Origin of the sequence: Pseudomonas sp. JL3 (assembly GCF_031570575.1) — a bacterium.
GTDB lineage: Bacteria > Pseudomonadota > Gammaproteobacteria > Pseudomonadales > Pseudomonadaceae > Aquipseudomonas > Aquipseudomonas cucumis.
This window is the reverse complement of sequence record NZ_JAKWJK010000002.1, coordinates 235,644-251,769: the sequence shown is the minus strand read 5'-3', so window position 1 is coordinate 251,769 and position 16,126 is coordinate 235,644. Positions and strand designations below refer to the sequence as shown.

At 59.1% G+C, this 16,126-nt stretch carries 15 protein-coding genes and 4 pseudogenes; 10 read left to right on the top strand and 9 right to left on the bottom strand.

Annotated features, from left to right (window positions below):
• Nucleotides 1–236 precede the first annotated feature (236 nt).
• Nucleotides 237–851 carry a LysE family translocator gene (locus MMG91_RS04445; RefSeq protein ID WP_305446085.1) on the top strand — a complete coding sequence of 205 codons (615 nt, stop codon included), beginning with the start codon at nucleotides 237–239 and terminating at the stop codon, nucleotides 849–851.
• A gap of 296 nt (nucleotides 852–1,147) precedes the next feature.
• Here the strand turns inward: MMG91_RS04445 and MMG91_RS04440 are convergent, their stop codons facing one another.
• From MMG91_RS04440 to MMG91_RS04425, 4 genes and pseudogenes are all read right to left on the bottom strand, one after another.
• Complete coding sequence (locus MMG91_RS04440; protein ID WP_405046518.1) at nucleotides 1,148–1,390, bottom strand: SDR family oxidoreductase; 243 nt, start codon at nucleotides 1,388–1,390, stop codon at nucleotides 1,148–1,150.
• A pseudogene (locus MMG91_RS04435) lies at nucleotides 1,348–2,323 on the bottom strand (saccharopine dehydrogenase family protein). The gene MMG91_RS04440 and the pseudogene MMG91_RS04435 overlap by 43 nt, the downstream one beginning before the upstream one ends.
• A complete protein-coding gene (locus MMG91_RS04430) occupies nucleotides 2,320–2,721 on the bottom strand; it encodes a VOC family protein (protein ID WP_150640965.1) in 402 nt (133 codons plus the stop codon). Before MMG91_RS04430 ends, MMG91_RS04435 begins: the two are co-directional and overlap by 4 nt.
• Before the next feature lie 29 nt (nucleotides 2,722–2,750).
• Complete coding sequence (locus MMG91_RS04425; protein ID WP_310658858.1) at nucleotides 2,751–3,494, bottom strand: SDR family oxidoreductase; 744 nt, start codon at nucleotides 3,492–3,494, stop codon at nucleotides 2,751–2,753.
• A gap of 145 nt (nucleotides 3,495–3,639) precedes the next feature.
• Between MMG91_RS04425 and MMG91_RS04420 the strand changes: the two genes are divergently transcribed.
• Entirely contained in the window at nucleotides 3,640–4,533 is an 894-nt protein-coding gene (locus MMG91_RS04420) for an AraC family transcriptional regulator (RefSeq protein ID WP_310658857.1), read from the top strand.
• A 219-nt stretch (nucleotides 4,534–4,752) separates the two neighbouring features.
• On the opposite strand, the gene MMG91_RS04415 is transcribed toward MMG91_RS04420, so the two are convergent.
• Nucleotides 4,753–5,826 carry an FAD-binding oxidoreductase gene (locus MMG91_RS04415; RefSeq protein ID WP_305506169.1) on the bottom strand — a complete coding sequence of 358 codons (1,074 nt, stop codon included), beginning with the start codon at nucleotides 5,824–5,826 and terminating at the stop codon, nucleotides 4,753–4,755.
• 200 nt (nucleotides 5,827–6,026) lie between these two features.
• Nucleotides 6,027–6,926, bottom strand: a complete 900-nt coding sequence (locus MMG91_RS04410) for a LysR family transcriptional regulator (protein WP_310659073.1) — start codon at nucleotides 6,924–6,926, stop codon at nucleotides 6,027–6,029.
• Nucleotides 6,927–7,041: 115 nt separating this feature from the next.
• On the opposite strand from MMG91_RS04410, the gene MMG91_RS04405 reads away from it, so the two are divergent.
• Both MMG91_RS04405 and MMG91_RS04400 read left to right on the top strand, forming a co-directional pair.
• Nucleotides 7,042–7,884, top strand: a complete 843-nt coding sequence (locus MMG91_RS04405; protein WP_310658856.1) for a type 1 glutamine amidotransferase domain-containing protein — start codon at nucleotides 7,042–7,044, stop codon at nucleotides 7,882–7,884.
• 66 nt (nucleotides 7,885–7,950) lie between these two features.
• Complete coding sequence (locus MMG91_RS04400; protein WP_310658855.1) at nucleotides 7,951–8,673, top strand: SDR family oxidoreductase; 723 nt, start codon at nucleotides 7,951–7,953, stop codon at nucleotides 8,671–8,673.
• 192 nt (nucleotides 8,674–8,865) lie between these two features.
• Here the strand turns inward: MMG91_RS04400 and MMG91_RS04395 are convergent.
• Nucleotides 8,866–9,021: pseudogene (locus tag MMG91_RS04395) on the bottom strand (LysE family translocator); the annotation flags it as partial.
• Between the two features lie 59 nt (nucleotides 9,022–9,080).
• On the opposite strand from MMG91_RS04395, the gene MMG91_RS04390 reads away from it, so the two are divergent.
• Both MMG91_RS04390 and MMG91_RS04385 read left to right on the top strand, forming a co-directional pair.
• Nucleotides 9,081–9,824 (top strand): protein-L-isoaspartate(D-aspartate) O-methyltransferase, encoded by a 744-nt coding sequence (locus MMG91_RS04390; RefSeq protein ID WP_310658854.1) that lies wholly within the window; start codon nucleotides 9,081–9,083, stop codon nucleotides 9,822–9,824.
• A 2-nt stretch (nucleotides 9,825–9,826) separates the two neighbouring features.
• Nucleotides 9,827–12,259, top strand: a complete 2,433-nt coding sequence (locus MMG91_RS04385; protein ID WP_310658853.1) for an SAM-dependent methyltransferase — start codon at nucleotides 9,827–9,829, stop codon at nucleotides 12,257–12,259.
• Nucleotides 12,260–12,584: 325 nt separating this feature from the next.
• Here the strand turns inward: MMG91_RS04385 and MMG91_RS04380 are convergent, their stop codons facing one another.
• The gene (locus MMG91_RS04380; RefSeq protein ID WP_310658852.1) at nucleotides 12,585–13,154 is read right to left on the bottom strand and encodes a DJ-1/PfpI family protein; all 570 of its coding nucleotides are present in this window, start codon (nucleotides 13,152–13,154) and stop codon (nucleotides 12,585–12,587) included.
• Between the two features lie 313 nt (nucleotides 13,155–13,467).
• Here MMG91_RS04380 and MMG91_RS04375 point away from each other — a divergent pair, with 313 nt between their 5' ends.
• Complete coding sequence (locus MMG91_RS04375) at nucleotides 13,468–14,208, top strand: Mut7-C RNAse domain-containing protein (protein WP_310658851.1); 741 nt, start codon at nucleotides 13,468–13,470, stop codon at nucleotides 14,206–14,208.
• A gap of 151 nt (nucleotides 14,209–14,359) precedes the next feature.
• A complete protein-coding gene (locus tag MMG91_RS04370; protein ID WP_310658850.1) occupies nucleotides 14,360–14,872 on the top strand; it encodes an AAA family ATPase in 513 nt (170 codons plus the stop codon).
• Between the two features lie 16 nt (nucleotides 14,873–14,888).
• Here the strand turns inward: MMG91_RS04370 and MMG91_RS04365 are convergent.
• Nucleotides 14,889–15,137, bottom strand: a pseudogene (locus MMG91_RS04365) (hypothetical protein); the annotation flags it as partial.
• Between the two features lie 46 nt (nucleotides 15,138–15,183).
• Between MMG91_RS04365 and MMG91_RS04360 the strand changes: the two are divergent.
• Together MMG91_RS04360 and MMG91_RS04355 are read left to right on the top strand one after the other, a co-directional pair.
• Nucleotides 15,184–15,314, top strand: a pseudogene (locus tag MMG91_RS04360) (oxidoreductase); the annotation flags it as partial.
• Between the two features lie 89 nt (nucleotides 15,315–15,403).
• Complete coding sequence (locus tag MMG91_RS04355) at nucleotides 15,404–15,946, top strand: histidine phosphatase family protein (RefSeq protein ID WP_310658849.1); 543 nt, start codon at nucleotides 15,404–15,406, stop codon at nucleotides 15,944–15,946.
• The last annotated feature ends 180 nt before the right edge of the window (nucleotides 15,947–16,126 follow it).

The following is a 16,126-nucleotide window of genomic DNA, read 5'->3' as shown; positions in this document are numbered from 1 at the left end:
AGCTCAACTAAAACCCCGCAGGAGCAGTTTCAGCGCCCGCGCAATCTGTCAGAACGGTTGGCCAGGGATGAGCGCTCTGGGTCGGTTGCTGCCCTTTGCTACAGGCAGATAACGGCCAGAATCGGTCGCTCGACAGCCCGCACACTCATCGTCGAGAATGAGCCGGGCACTCAGCGCCCAATGGCGATCAGCAATACTAAGGGATGGTTCCGTCCACAGGACTCGCGAGGAAGCACATGATCGATGGTTCTGCCGTTTTGACAGTTTTTTTGGTCTACCTTGCCGGTGTCGTTATCCCAGGGCCGAATTTTGTCGCAGTGGTCCATAAAGCGGTGTCTGCAACACGGTTAGAAGCTCTGGCCTTGGTAGCGGGTATCGTACTGGTCAACTTGTTCTGGTCCACCTGTGCAATTGCAGGTCTCGGGATTGTATTTGCTGCGCTCCCTTGGGCTGCGCTTGTTGTAAAGGTTCTGGGGGCTGCCTACCTGATGTGGTTCGGATTTCGACTGCTGATCAACGCAGGGAAGAATGCGCTTGGCCCGCTAAATGATGCCGTCGCCGGTAGTTGCAGGCAGTCTTTTTTTCAGGGGGTGATTACCAACATAGGCAATCCCAAGTCCATGGCCTTTTATGCCGCTGTCTTTTCAGCCGCAGCCCCCGCTCACGTTTCGTCAGGCACGTTTTTGTCGATGCTGGCAGTTGTAGTGGTGGTTTCAATGACCTGGTATGGAATGGTCGCAATCGCTCTATCGCAGCCTAAGATTGCTGCTGGGTATCAAGGTCGGAAAAAAGCAATCGATCGACTGTGCGGTGGTTTGATTTTGTCTCTGGGGATCCGCCAGCTGGTTTAGAACTTGTTCTGTGATGCAAGAACTGCCCTTATGGACAGGCTGAAATCGGCCAAAAGCGGTCCTCCGCATTATTTAGGGAAATTGGCAGCGCATCTACCAAATTGGGCGTATGACGGAGCGAACGCCCCACACCAATGGCAGCTACCGCGCTCCATCAAGCGGGGGCTGGAGAAGGAGTGAAAGTGCGGTATGAGGTGGTGTGTGAATCTGCTGCGACCGAGGCTTGCGTCATTATCTGAAACCTGGAGCCCTACAGGCGCACGTCACCGTGCGCCGACAGCATTAATCAATGGTGCTTAGTAACCAACGCCTCGTATGCCACCCGAAGCCCGAATGGATTCGCCTGTTACCCAATGCGAGTCCTCGGACGCCAGGAAGACGGCCAGCGGTGCAATGTCTTCTGGTTCGCCGAATCGGCCTAGCGGCGTGCCCGCTATAAGTTTTTCGCCAAACTCACAGGCGAAGTTGCCATCAGTCGCTGGGGTGTTGTCGCGCCCTAAAAATCTGTGATTGTCGTCCCTGAAATCGTCTCGGCGAATCCGACGCCAAACACCCGCGCAGGCGTTTCAAAGCCTGGTCGTCGCTCACCGCCCAGCACCCGGCGTGCAGCCTCCACAGCGGCCAACGGTGTGTAGGTGTAGCCGTTGACGGTCTCGATCACTGAGCGCGCACTTGCCGTCAGCGCCAATGACTTCAGCCACGGCTCGGGCGCGGTGGGCGTCACGCTGCTCCGCGCTTGGGCCATCGGGAAGTTGTGAGAGATCGCCTTCAGGAAAGGCATCGCCGGTGATGTGCACGAACATGGAAATGTTGGGAATGCCGGTGGAGTGCCAGCCGGTGACCAGGTCACCGAAAGACAGTGGCGCGCACAGTGCCGGGCCGTCGCCAAAATCGAAGTGCTGCGGCTTCGTATCCGGGGTGGCGACCAGCAGTCCGTCCACTCGTGCCAAAAGGCCCGCGCCAATGATCTCGCTGACACTCAACGCTGATCCCCGTGACATGGAGCCTGCGACCTGTAGCGCTACCTTCAGGGCCTGCGGATCCTGCACACGGCGAGCGACATGCATCGCCAGGCAGTCTGTCGGCACCACGTCCCAGCCGACTCCGGGCAGCAGCATGACACCCGCCTCGGTAGCCTGAGCGCCAAGCCGTTCTGCCAGCCGATAGACATTGATCTCGGCCGTTATGTCCAGATAGTCGACCCCGGCCTTGATACAGGCCTGCATCAAGGCGTCCGCCGTCTGAGCAAAAGGCCCTGCGAAATTCAGCAGCGCGCCGATGCCATGCAAGGATTCGGCTGCTTGGGCATCAGGGGTGAACACTCGATAAGGCACGCCCAGTTGCGCAGCGAGTGACTCCAGCCTTTCTCCATTGCGACCAGAGATCACAATGTCCAGCCCCAGCGCTTTGGCATGCTCGGCAGCCATGCGACCGGTATAGCCGGTCGCCCCGTAGATCATTAATTGATTCATTGGGCGTGCTGCCAGTTTTTGTAGACGAATTCGAGGCTGTAACCGTCCGGGTCAAGGACATTGGCGGCGTAATAATTCGGGTCGTAATACAGACGTGCGCCAGGTGCACCGTTGTCTACAGCGCCATTCTCCATAGCCGCCGCGTAAGCTGCGTTGACCTCGGCCTTGCTGTTCGCCACGAAGCCAACATGAACCGCCCGCCCCTCCACAACACCCTCGCGCAACCAGAAAAACACCCGCCCATTGGCACCGAAGCCCTTGAGGTCCGGGTGGCCTGGCGGACCGTCCTTGCCGTCGTAATCAAGCCTGCCGGTAATGCCAAGCGGGGTCAGTGTCGCCGTGTAGAAACGGATGGAACGATCAACGTCGCTTACCGAGATAAAAATATGATCAAGCATTGCGATTGCCTCGCTTTTCAGATGCTGATTTAGATGAAATACCCGCCCGCGACTTCGATAGTCTGGGCATTGATCCAGCTTCCTTCTTCAGACAGCAGCATGGCGATAACGCGAGCTACGTCCTCCGGCTCGCCCACCCGGCCAAGGGCGGTTTGCGATGCGAGTAAAGCTTCGAATTCGTCATTCAAGCCGCCACCGAGTTCGGTGCGGATCGCCCCCGGCGAGACGGAGTTGGCACGGATGCGCCGAGAGCCGAACTCCTTGGCCATGTAACGAGTCAACACGTCGAGTCCGCCCTTGAAAGCCGCATAAGGCGCGACGCCTGCCGTGGCCACTCGGGTCGTGGCGCTGGTCAGGTTGACGATGCTGGCGCCCTCTTCCATCAGCGGCAGCAAGGCTTGAGTCAGGAAAAACGGGCCTTTGAGGTGAACGTTCAGCAAGCCGTCAAACTGCGCCTCGGTGACAGATTCCAGGGGATGGAACAAGCCATGGCCCGCGTTGTTCACCAGACCGCCGAGCGTTGCCACACCCCAGGTTGTCTGTAAGGTGAGCACCACCGTTTCTCGGAAGTGCTCGAAGCTGCTCACATCAGCAACGTCCAGTTCAAGCGCCACGGCCTTGCCGCCCGATGTCTGGATACGCTGGACAACAGCGGTTGCCGAATCAGCATGGCTTTTGTAGGTGAGGATGACCCCCATGCCGCGTCGAGCACAATGTTCGGCCGTGCTGGCGCCGATGCCCCGGCTGCCACCGGTGATGACGATAACGCTCATGCGCTGCTCCAATGTCACTGAGATGAGCCCCCACAGTAACCATCGCCTTCGCAACGAGCGCAGCCGTTCCTACTCGAATCCTGCCTGTTTCTGCTTTTTGCTTTTTGCTTGCCTGGGCGTATCAGCCTGGGTTCAGATGTTCCCCATGACAAACCAATTGAATGAACTTCGCTCGCTGGCTTCCCGTGCCGAAAACCGCCGCACGGAGACGGGCATCCCACGTGTAGCCATGGTCCAGGGCGAAATCCCTGAACACCTGCTGGCCGCCGTTTACGACCCGATGATCAACCTGATCCTGCAAGGCAGTAAATCAATGACCATCGGCGACCGCACGCTTCGCTATGACCCGGCGACTTATTTCGTCATGTCCATCGAGTTGCCTGCGGTCGGTCAAGTACACCCTGCCTCTTCCGGCGAGCCTTACCTGGCGGTCAGCCTGACACTCGACCCGACGGTCCTGGCGACTCTACTGTCCGACCTGCCAAAGCCCATCGGGCAATACGACAAGGATGCAGGCTTTTCGGTAGCCGCCGTGACGCCCGACTTGATGGATGCCTGGGTGCGCATGCTTCGATTGATGACCCGGCCTGAAGAAATTACGGCCCTGGCGCCTGTATACGAACGGGAGATTTTGTACCGTGTTTTACAAGGCCCACACGGCTGGATGCTGCGGGACATCGCGGCACCCGATAGCGCCATGGCTCGGGTCAGCCTGGCCATTCAGTACATTCGCCGGGAGTTTGCCGAGTCCATCCGGGTGGAGACACTGGCGCAACGCGCTGCGATGAGCGTGTCAGCCTTTCACCGTCACTTCAAAGCCGTCACCGCGCTTAGCCCGTTGCAATATCAAAAAAGGGTTCGACTACTTCAGGCTCGTACGTTGCTGGTGGCCAACGCCAAAAGTGTTACTAACGCGGCCTTTGAGGTCGGCTATGAAAGCGCTACCCAGTTCAGCCGCGATTACGCACGGGTATTTGGCTTACCGCCGGCACGAGATGCCGCGAGGATACTTGGGGAAACCCGAGGCGAGAGAAGATAGGAAAAAAATGACTATTAACCCCGTCATGTATTGAGTCGGCTTGGCAGTCGGTCTTTGTCAGGACCAAGCTATAGGGCCAAGAGATCATTGTTTTGATGGAGCGATAGCTGCTCCTTGACGAGAGACAGCAATCGGCCAAAAGCGGACGCTTGCAAAGGGCAGCTTCGAACTCAAGCTGATGATCGCGAGTGCTGGGCTGACGACAAAGATAAGTGTCCTCTACGCTTGGAAGAACCGGCCGGGACGGCATGGGCTAAGGGCAGAAGATGCCTTGTCGTCGATTATCTCCTCGCTGGCAAGACGGCCCACTATCGCCGCCAGCGTGACTCCAGGATGCATCGCGCAAACGTACACGCCGCCGATATTGGGTAGATAGCCGATGATGGGGGTGCCATCGATAGGAATTGGTCTGAGTCCGACACAAGCCAATTCCGGATCAATGGAAATAACCCCGTAGAGTTCGTTCTGGATGGCCCTGGCGGTTCGTAGCGCTATCGCTACTGGCTGGTTTTCCACGGAGTCGCCCAAGTAGTCTTCCGCCGCTAGCAACGTACCATCCGTGCTTTGCCTCACTTCCATTTCAGGGCTAGAGATGATGGTGTGCACGAGGTTGGGTTGTGACTTGTAGCGGATGAATATTGCAGGAGAGGCCTCTATTGGAAGGGACATTTTTAGCGTGTCTGTCAGCTTCGTGATGCCAGTCCCTGCTGCCAGTACGACAATGTCGGCATCGATGATGCCCATTGCGGTTTCGACTCCCGTCACCTTTGCGCTCTGGGTTGTAAAGCCGAGAACCCGAGTCTGTGTGAGAACCTTCGCACCATGAGCCTGGGCACCTGCGATCAAAGCATGCGTTGCTTCCACTGCGTCCAGCGCGCCTTCTTCGGCTTCATACAAGGCATGCTGAGGGGGATTCTTGAGATTTGGCTCAAGGCCGAGAATCTGGGATCGGGACACCAGGGTTGCCGAAGGCTGGTTACCTGAGGCTTGCAGCACTCCACCTGTGCTCGCGCTGTAAGACAGGGAGCCTGTCCATCGTACCTTCAGACCAGGCAGCTCCGTTTCGAGTCGGCGGTACTCTTTGATGGCTGCACCGCGCAATTGCGCGATTGGATCGGGCCCACTGTGTGAGGTGTTGATCCATGCGAATGAGCTTCCAGTCACTCCGGACGCTATACCTTCAGCCTCGACCAAGATGACATTCGCGCGTTTGCTAGCCAGGTGATACGCCAGGGACGCGCCCACTATGCCTGCGCCAATGACAACGACTCGTTTGTCTACACCATTTCCCATGTCAACCTCCGTTTTGTCGACCTGACGATGGTACGACATCCGGATGATCGAATGACGTGAGAACCTAGTCGTCCATGACTCCTTTGAGCGTCCGCTTTTGGCCTATTCTGTTGAAAAAGTCCAGCTTGGTTCTCACGACAGAAAAGTACGCGTCTGAGATTGAACTCCTTGCTTTCAGCAGAGGCTTCCAGACTCGGATTTTACGTAGCATCCAGGATGAACTCGATGAGCGCTTTGGATGCGGCTGATAATTGCCGGTGAGGCGGGTAAATAATCGAGAATGGTCGAGTGCGACCATTCAACTCCGGAAGTATTTCCACCAATTCCCCCCGCAGCACTTTCTCCCGGATGATGAAGTCATATGTCTGGCAGATTCCAAGACCGCTTTCGGCCAGTGAAACGATTCCCAGGACATCATCCGAAACCTCCACATTGGCTTGCGGCAACCATTCGATATTTTTCCCGTCAAGGCAGAACAACCACGGTCCGATCTTGCCACTGCTGGGCATGATGAACGGCAGGCAAATGTGCTCGCCTAACATTTCAAGCGTCGCAGGAACACCGGCGCGAGCCAGGTATTGAGGAGACGCGACCAGGCACAGCCGTGCATCTTCCAGCTTGCGTCCCACCAGTCCACTGTCCGGCAACTGCCCCAGGCGAATCGCCAGATCGTAACCTTCGGCAACCAGGTCGACATTGCGGTTGGTGATACTCAGCTCCACCCGCACAGCTGGGTATTGCTGGGAAAACGCACTGAGCAGCGGCGGCAGACGATGATGTCCATAAGTTGTCGGCACGCTCATTCGAACACGCCCGCTCAACTCGCCGTCCTGCCCGCGAATGTTGCGCTCCACCTCTTCAATCTGGGAAAACGCAGAACGAGTCTGTTCCAGATACAGCTTGCCGGCGTCGGTCAGGCTGAGTCTGCGAGTAGTGCGTCGCAACAATTGCACACCAAGACGCGATTCAAGCCTCGCCAACGCACGACTGAGCACCGAAGGCGTGGTCCCCAAGGCGACGGCAGCAGCACTAACGGTGCCCTGCTCAACTACGCGAATAAAAGCTTCCACATCGCCAAGATGGTCAAATCTACGAGGCATTATTGCTTTCCAAGTCCAAATGAATTCCATTCACGGTAGTTTATCGCCATATCACACATCAATAGAGTATCCAGTCAGGGGCGGCAAGCGTTCGCCCAATTACTTTGGACACGACATGAAAACACTGACCCGTATTGCATTGACCGCAGCCCTCGCCAGCACCAGCTTGGCGGCCAGCGCTGACAACGTGCTTGTGGTGCTTTCCGATTCGGCGAAACTCGATTTGAAGGACGGCAAGGTCTTTGCGACCGGATTTTACCTGAACGAGCTTTTGCAACCGGTGAAAATGCTGCTCGACGCCGGCCATAACGTCACCTTTGCGACCCCGAACGGTGACGTGCCGACGGTGGACAAGACATCCATCGACAAAATGTACTTCAACAACGATGAAGCAGCGCTTCAGACCTATAAGGACTTGCTCCATCAACTGAAACTGACCCAACCAGAACAGTCGCCAGTCATTAGCCTTTCCCGGGTGGAACAGATCGGTTACGCGCACTTTGATGCGGTCTACATTCCCGGCGGCCATGCTCCCATGCAGGATCTGCTCCATAGCCATCCGCTGGGTCGCTTGCTGGCGGATTTCCATGCACAAGGCAAGACCACCGCACTCGTCTGCCATGGTCCGATTGCCCTGCTCTCGACCTTGCCTGATGCCGAAAACTTTACCCAACAACTCCAGACTGCGAAGCCGGCAAAGGGTCGCGCCGACTGGATCTATGCAGGCTACAAGATGACCGTTATCAGCAACAAGGAAGAGGAAGAAGCCAAAGGTCTGCTCAACGGTGGCGCAATGAAGTTCTACCCGCAAACGGCGCTGGAAAAAGCCGGTGGGGTGTACCGCAGCAACGCTTCGAATTGGACGCCTAATGTGGTCATCGATCGCGAGTTGATCACGGGCCAGAATCCGGCCTCGGCCATCGAGGTCGGGAAGGCATTGCTCGGTCGACTGAAATAACAGGCCTGCGACATCGCACTATCCCCCTCCCACGATTCCGGATGTTGCCGGGTTTTGGAGCACTCAGTGAAAACTCGCACTTTCCTTATCACCGGAGCCAGCAAAGGCATCGGGCGCGCGCTCGCGGCTCAATTGTTCCAGGCAGGCCACCATGTTGTGGGCATCGCTCGCAACAGTTTGGATCGGCACTTTCCCGGCACCCTCATCTCCCTCGATCTAGGCGACCGGGAGCAGACCAAAAAAATGTTGGTCGAGCTCGTTTCACGTTATGACTTTGATGGTTTGATCAATAACGTCGGCCTGGTACGCCCCCAGCCTTTAGGTGAAATACACCTCGACGACTTTGATGAGGTCATGCGGATCAACCTGCATAGCGCCTTGCAGACAACGCAAGCATTGCTACCGGGAATGCGCAACCGAGGTTGGGGAAGGATCGTCAACATCTCCAGCCTGACTGTTCTGGGGATCCCAAACCGCACCGCCTACGCCGCGGCAAAAGCCGCAATGGTCAGTTTCACGCGCTCCTGGGCTTTGGAGCAGGCAACCACCGGAATCACCGTCAACGCCGTTGCTCCAGGCCCCACGGAAACCGAGTTGTTCCGTGCCGGGAATCCGCTCGGCAGCGACGACGAAGCTCGTTATCTGGCGAGCGTTCCAATGGGCAGACTCGGTCGGCCGGATGAAGTCGCAGCAGCCATCGCCTTCCTGTTATCGGAACAGAGCGGCTTTATCACCGGCCAGACATTGTTTGTCGATGGCGGAGCGTCTGTCGGCAAATCGGCTTTCTAACGGCAACACTTGCGGCTCAGCCACTGCCAAGGTGGCGGTCGATAGTCGGCTCGTCACGGGGCAAAACCCTCAATCCGCCACCGGGATGGGTGAAGCGCTACGCAATCCTCCGCTCGCTCAGTCAGGCTGAGGCCGCGCGTGTGTTTCGCAGTGCCCAGCCTTCCTATTACCGGAGTTACAAGCCCGACGCCCCTACGCCGCCTGCCGCCCCATGGTCAGGATGACAGCACCGAAACCGATGAATGTAGACCCCACCACCCGGCTGACCCAGCGGGACAGCACAGGCCGGGTCAGCACACCCTTGGCCCGCGAGGCGAGCGCGGCATAGAGGCTCAGGGACGACACCGACTTGCCGAGTCAGCCCGCTGGCCATACGATTCGACTATTCCTCAGACGGAGGAGTCATTGTGAAGCCGGTGATGCTCGTGACGCGCATCCTGGCGCCTGCCATCGCTCTGGCACTGGCATCCGCCGGCCTGCATGCCGACGACCCGTTCGCGCCGTTGCGCGACGCCATGGTGCGGGAAATCGCCGACCTGTCGTCCGTCACCCGCGGCGAAACCGGCAGGGCCGAGTTTGCCGCGCCGGTGATGACCGCGATGGCCAAGGTGCCACGTCATAAGTTCGTCCCGCCCGACGAGGTGCCCTATGCCTACGAGAACCGCCCGCTGCCGATCGGCTACGGCCAGACCATCTCCCAGCCCTACATCGTCGCCCTGATGACCGACCTGTCGCAGGTCGGGCCCGGCGACGTGGTACTCGAGATTGGCACTGGCTCGGGTTACCAGGCGGCGATCCTCGCCGAGCTGGCACAGGCCGTCTACACGATGGAGATCATCGAACCGCTGGCAGTGCAGGCCGGGGAGCGCCTGGGCCGGCTGGGATATGCGAAAGTGCAGGCCCGGCAGGGCGACGGCTACCACGGCTGGCCCGAGCACGCGCCTTACGATGTCATCCTCGTCACTGCCGCCGCCAGCCATGTACCACCGCCACTCATCGCCCAGCTCAAGGCAGGCGGGCGAATGGTAATCCCGGTCGGCGCGCCGTTCATGATCCAGTACCTGCTGCTGATTGAGAAGGCAGGCGATGGCAGTGTGTCCACCCGGCAGGTGCTGCCTGTGCGCTTCGTGCCGCTGGTCGGTGGCGGTTAAGCATGCATTCGCCGCCATTGGTCGCCCTGGCGCTGCTGTCTGCCTCCGCGCTCGGCTATGAGGTGCTACTGCTGCGCCTGCTCTCGATCATCCAGTGGCACCATTTCGCCTACATGATTATCAGCGTCGCGCTGCTCGGCTACGGCGCTGCCGGCACCGCCGTGGCGCTGGCGCGGCCTGTGCTGGCGCCGCGTTTCCACGGCGTGTTCATTGGCGGCGCGGTGCTGTTCGGGCTGAGCGCCATCGCCTGCTTCAGCCTGGCCCAGCAGGTTCCGTTCAATCCCCTCGAGATCTTCTGGGACCCGCGGCAGTCGGCGCGCCTGCTGATGATCTACCTGCTGCTGTTCGTGCCATTCTTCTGCGCGGCGGTGTGCATCTGCCTGACCTTCACCTGCTATCAGGAACAGATTCACCGGATCTACGCCTTCGACATTCTCGGCGCCGGCGTGGGCAGCCTGGCGATCGTCGCCGCGCTGTTCGTCCTGACGCCCGTCGATGCGCTGCGGCTGCTGGGCGGCACCGGCATCGCCGCCGGGGCGCTGGCCGGCATGGCTTGCACGGGGCATAGGCACTGGCTTGCGCCATTGCTGCTGGCGGCGGCGGTCGTGGTGCCGGCCGGCGTGCCCGGGCGCTGGATTGCCCTGTCACCCTCCGAGTACAAGGAACTGAGCCAGACACTGCGTATTAAGGATGCGCGCGCAATCGCCCAGACCTGGAGTCCGCTGGGCCTGCTCACGGTCGTGGACAGCCCGACCATTCCCCTGCGCCACGCGCCGGGCCTAAGCCTCAACGCGACGCAGGAACTGCCCGCACAACTTGCCATCTTCACCGACGGCGATGGTCTTTCCGTGCTGAACCGCTATGACGGGCGCCGCGAGCCGCTCGCCTACCTGGACTACCTGACCTCGGCTCTGCCCTATCACCTGCTGCGACAACCCCGCGTGCTGGTGCTGGGCAGCGGCGCCGGCGCCGATGTGCTGCAGGCGATCTACCACGGCGCCAGCGCGGTGGATGCCATCGAGCTGAACCCGCAGGTGATCGATCTGGTCCAGCGCCGTTTCGCCGACTTCTCCGGCAAGCCGTACAGCGCACCCAACGTCCGTGTGCTGATCGGCGAGGCGCGCGGCCTGATGGCTTCGCGCACCGAGCCTTACGACCTGATCCAGATCGCTTTACTGGACTCCTTCGGCACCGCCTCGGGCGGCCTGCATGCGCTGTCCGAGAACTACTTGTACACGGTGGATGCCTTCGCCGAGTACCTGCGCCATCTCTCGCCCGGCGGCCTATTGGCCATCACCCGCTGGATCACCCTGCCGCCGCGCGATATTCCCAGGCTGCTGGCCACCGCGGCCACGGCCATCGAGCGCGATGGGCAAGCCAGCGCGGCGCGCCGCATCGTCATGATCCGCGGCTGGAAGACCGCGACGCTGCTGGTCAGCAACAGGGATTTCGACGACGCCGGCATCGCCGTGCTGCGGGAGTTCTGCCGGTCGCGCTCCTTCGACCTGGCCTACTACCCTGGAATGACCGTGGCCGAGGCGAACCGCTACAACCTGCTCGACCGGCCCTGGTTCTTCGAAGCGGCACAGGCCCTGCTGTCCGGCGAGCGCGCGGAGTTCCTGGCACGCTACAAGTTCGACGTGCGTCCGACCATGGATGACCGGCCGTATTTCTTCCACTTCTTCAAGTGGCGCTCGCTGCCGGAACTGCTGGAGCTGAAGGCGCAGGGCGGCCTGTCAATGCTGGAGTGGGGCTATCCGGTGCTGATCGCCACGCTGCTGCAGTCCAGCGTGGCCGCCGTGCTGCTGATACTGGCGCCGCTATGGGTGGCGCGGCGGCGCCAGCGGCACTGTCGGAGTGCGGCGTTGGCCAGGTTCGAACTTCGAGTCGTGTCCTACTTCGCCGCCATCGGCTTCGCCTTCATGTTCGTGGAAATCGCCTTCATCCAGAAGTTCACCCTTTTCCTCAGCCACCCGTTGTATTCGGTGGCGGTAACGCTCAGCGCGTTCCTGATCTTCGCTGGCCTCGGCAGCCGTTACTCCGGCCGGCGGCGGGGGGACATCGGAAGTGGTGTGGGGTCCCATCATCCGCTCGCGCGGCCAGTCCTGGCGATCTGCGCGATCGCCCTGCTCTACCTGATCGCCCTGCCCCCGTTGTTCCAGCTGCTGGCGCCGGTGCAGACCTTCGCCAGGTTCGGCATCTGCGCCGCACTGGTAGCGCCGCTGGCGTTCGCCATGGGCATGCCGTTTCCGCTCGGACTGGGGCGCGTCTCCGCGCGCGCCGAAGCACTGGTGCCGATCGCCTGGGGCGTCAACGCCAGCGTATCGGTAGTGGCGGCCGTCCTGGCGACCCTGCTGGCGATACACTTGGGCTTCACCGTAGTGTTGCTGCTGGCGTTGCTGCTGTATCTCGCGGCGGCGGTCGCGTTTCCCTGATCGCGGCGGTGCGGAGCGAAACGTCAACAGCCCTGGTGAGACGAATCGCCAGTTGGAAGCCGCTTGCCGCAGTTCACACGTCTCGCCGTGTCGATTAGGGAGGGTGACGCCTTTCCTGCTTCGAAGCTAAGCATTTGAAAATGTGGACGTGTGCGTCATGCCAAAGATGAGAGGTTCCGTGCCGCAAGCAATGGGTTTTGGCCGACGCAGTCGAGTCGTCAGAGGAGGCTTTCATCCCATAAGCTGCCGGTGGTGACAGGCAGAAAACGACTGTGGATTTAGCCAATCTGTTGCATCGACCGGTTGAATCCACAGGACAAAGCGGTCACCCATGTTCCGCTGCCAACAATGACCTGAACTGCGAAACGCTCTCTGAAGAGAGTCCGGCAGCTTCGAACACTGCGCAGGTAAAGCTAACGGGTGCAGGGCCTGGAGCAGTTATGATGCGGTCGGCAACGACCGCTACTTGGCTGCTTCGATAAAGCGCGGCGCCTTCATAACCTACGGCATTCTGTTGTAAGAAGTCGGCGCTGTTCGAGGTATGAGAAACCGAGTCGAGAAGCCCGGCCCTCGCAAGTGCCAGCGTTCCCCCACAGATACCGGCAATTGTCGCTCCACTTGAACGACTAGCAAGCAGAAAGTCCCGAATATCCGGTGCATCTGCGCGTTCCCAGATCATTCCACCGATGACGACAACAACGTCCGGCTTCCAGTCCAGGCATTGTTGCAAGCTGCTATCCACAGCTACAGCCAATCCACCCTGCGAGCGGAACTGCCCCGTAGTAGAGGCGAAAAACCTGACGTCGATCCCGTAAAACGGGGATGCGGTTCCTGCAATGAAAGCGTATTCCCAGTCCGCAAAACCGGGTGTCAGTATCAAGCCCACGCGTGCCATCAGTCAGAATCCTCCATGTAAACGAATAACATAGAGTGACAACAAATAGATCTCAACGACTGCTTACGTTTTTACACAGCCTCGGTCGACAGCTGCCGGTCATGTAGTGCGCTAACGGCCAAAAAGCTGGCTGGCTCAGCCTAATGTGAACTGACTGAACAGCATCAACACGGGTACAACCACACATTGCGGCCAGCTCGGTGATGGACTCGTTTTCTGGTGTATCCGCGCGCCCTACCGTTCTTTTGGGGTCTGCCGGAGAAGATGTCCGGACTAGACTCGCTCATCCTGCAGCCCTGCCATACTGTTCAACATGACCAGTGCAACCTTCCGCTTCTACGAGGAGCTCAACGATTTCCTGCCGGCCGAACGGCGGCGGCAGTCCTTCACCTGCAAGTGCGCGCGAGGGGCGACGGTCAAGCATATGATCGAGGCGCTGGGGATACCGCACACCGAGGTCGAGCTGGTGCTGCTCAACGGCGAGTCGGTTGGCTTCGAGCGGGTGATCTTCGACAGTGACCGACTGGCGGTGTATCCCAAGTTCGAAGCGCTGGACATCAGCCCGCTGCTAAAGGTTCGTGCGCAACCTTTACGGGTGCTGCGCTTCGTCGCTGATGCGCACCTTGGCGGGCTGGCCAACTTGCTACGCATGAGCGGTTTCGACACCCTCTACGACAATGGCTTCGAGGATAGCGAGATCGCCGAGATCGCTGCGCAGCAAGGACGCATCGTGCTAACCCGCGACCGCGAACTGCTCAAGCGGCGGATCATCAGCCACGGCTGTTACGTGCACGCGCTGAAACCGTCGCTGCAGTTGCGCGAATTGTACGAGCGCCTCGACCTGGCGCGTAGCGCGCGGCCATTCAGTCTGTGCCTACATTGCAACCTGCCGCTGCACGAGATCAGCCCGGAACAAGCCCGGCCGCAGGTGCCGCCACGCGTTGGCGCCCTCTATTCGCACTTCCTGCGCTGCGACGCCTGTCAACGGGTTTACTGGGAGGGCTCGCACTGGCGCAGCATGTGTGCACTGCTGGCACCTCTGCTGGACCGATAGCCGAGCGCATCGGGCCGGCTGCGTTGCCAGGGATACTGGCTTTTGCTCAGGTAGATAACGCCTAAAGCGACCCTTGGGCGAACGATTCAATTGCTGCCGCATAATTGGCAACCGCCTAGACTGGGCTAACTCACTAACCGAAGGACATAAAATGCTCATTGTCTTCAGCGGCCTTCCGGGTACCGGAAAGACGACTATCGCAAGTGACCTTGCCACCAGAACAAGTGCCGTGTATCTGCGGATCGATACGATTGAGCAGGCCATCCGAAATTCCGGTGCTCTGGCACAAGACGTGGGTCGGAGCGGTTACATGGTCGCTAATGAGCTTGCTCTGAGCAATCTTCGTTTTGGCAGCACGGTCATAGTCGACTGTGTTAACCCAGTCATCGAAAGCCGAAAGACGTGGAGCGAAATCGCCACACGCGCTGGTGCTCCATTAGTGAATATCCAGGTGGTTTGCTCTGATAAACATGAACACCAGCGACGGGTAGAAACCAGGAAGATTGATATTCCCGGGCTGACGCCACCAACCTGGCAGTCTGTATTGGATCATGAATATGAGGCGTGGGATAACGCCCCGTTTAATATAGACACAGCCCTGACCTCTCCGGCGGAGGCTGTGGCAATGATCACCAAACGATTTTTATCTGGAAGCCCAACGTAGCAAGGTGTGATCCGCCGTCGTGTTCGCTCGCCTCGCCGATCTGCCAAAGGCTCCAAATGTAGTGGAGCTTGAGAGGGTCACTGTCACACAAAGCCCACGAAGAAATGTCTTCCATGGCCAGCGCCGTTTGCCAGCGATCCACGTTTCGTTTTGCCCAAAAAGTTGCTGCTCCGACTGGATCCTTTATCCGATCCGGCTCGTTTTCAAAACGGCCATTTTCAGGAATGACATGTTGCCCTCCATGCTTAGCGCACCCGAGATGCATGCCTGCATGGTCCTGCCTGGCTGGATGTGAGGCCCTGCCGACATTTGGCCTGAGTTTCCGGGCGCTAGAGCTGACACTCACTGACACCGTGGCGTGGTACCGCGATCACGATTGGTTTGAAAACCACAGTGCGCCTCCGTCGCCGGAAAACGCACATCCGTCATGGCCGACGACTGACTTTCGCAGATAAGATTACCGTCGGGCCCCACCTTCACCGCATATCAGGACAAGGACGTAAACATACTGTGAGTAGGAAAATAATTCTGATGCGTCACGGCCAGCCAAAGTTGGTCGCAACCGACAAAATGTCAGCGCTCGATATGAAAGACTGGATCGAACAATACAACCGGTCCGAAATTACCAACCAACCCGTCCCGGATGCCAGCATGCAGCTCGCCGCAACCGCCACGGTGATTGTTTCAAGCAACGCACCTCGTGCGCTGACTTCCGTCCAGGCTCTTGGCCTGAAACCCGCCCTCGTCGACGCGCTTTTCTGTGAAGCGCAACTGCCTTATGGTCACTGGAAACTGCCACGGCTATCGCCGTTTACCTGGGCATTTATCCTTCGAGTTTTATGGTTGTGCGGTTACTCACGCAGAGTCGAATCCGTCGGCACTGCGAGGATGCGCGCCAGCACAGCAGCTCAACGACTTCAGTCCCTTGCCAGCGAAGGACCGGTTCTGCTGCTCGGTCATGGCTTTATGAATAGAATGATCGCCAAACAACTGGTGGCAGATGGATGGACTCGCCAAGAACGTAACGGCAGCCAGTATTGGAGTGCGACGGTGTATCAATATGGCGGTGTTTGAGAGGTGCCTATCACCTCGACATACGTTTTCACACCCTCCGGGCCATAAGCGGACCTCAACGATCAAAACGAGGAGTAGCCGTCACGCAGGTCACGCCCCTTGCCAACAAGGGTACCGTGCAGATATTGTCAGCGTTATGAATCAGCCACGCATTGCCTCGACTACCATTACCACGACCGC

Excerpts from the sequence above, each read along its gene's own strand:
- MMG91_RS04445 (WP_305446085.1), top strand. The coding sequence starts at position 237 with ATGATCGATGGTTCTGCCGTTTTGACAGTTTTTTTGGTCTACCTTGCC.
- MMG91_RS04430 (WP_150640965.1), bottom strand. The coding sequence starts at position 2,721 with ATGCTTGATCATATTTTTATCTCGGTAAGCGACGTTGATCGTTCCATC.
- MMG91_RS04425 (WP_310658858.1), bottom strand. The coding sequence starts at position 3,494 with ATGAGCGTTATCGTCATCACCGGTGGCAGCCGGGGCATCGGCGCCAGC.
- MMG91_RS04420 (WP_310658857.1), top strand. The coding sequence starts at position 3,640 with ATGACAAACCAATTGAATGAACTTCGCTCGCTGGCTTCCCGTGCCGAA.
- MMG91_RS04415 (WP_305506169.1), bottom strand. The coding sequence starts at position 5,826 with ATGGGAAATGGTGTAGACAAACGAGTCGTTGTCATTGGCGCAGGCATA.
- MMG91_RS04410 (WP_310659073.1), bottom strand. The coding sequence starts at position 6,926 with ATGCCTCGTAGATTTGACCATCTTGGCGATGTGGAAGCTTTTATTCGC.
- MMG91_RS04405 (WP_310658856.1), top strand. The coding sequence starts at position 7,042 with ATGAAAACACTGACCCGTATTGCATTGACCGCAGCCCTCGCCAGCACC.
- MMG91_RS04385 (WP_310658853.1), top strand. The coding sequence starts at position 9,827 with ATGCATTCGCCGCCATTGGTCGCCCTGGCGCTGCTGTCTGCCTCCGCG.
- MMG91_RS04380 (WP_310658852.1), bottom strand. The coding sequence starts at position 13,154 with ATGGCACGCGTGGGCTTGATACTGACACCCGGTTTTGCGGACTGGGAA.
- MMG91_RS04375 (WP_310658851.1), top strand. The coding sequence starts at position 13,468 with ATGACCAGTGCAACCTTCCGCTTCTACGAGGAGCTCAACGATTTCCTG.
- MMG91_RS04370 (WP_310658850.1), top strand. The coding sequence starts at position 14,360 with ATGCTCATTGTCTTCAGCGGCCTTCCGGGTACCGGAAAGACGACTATC.
- MMG91_RS04355 (WP_310658849.1), top strand. The coding sequence starts at position 15,404 with ATGCGTCACGGCCAGCCAAAGTTGGTCGCAACCGACAAAATGTCAGCG.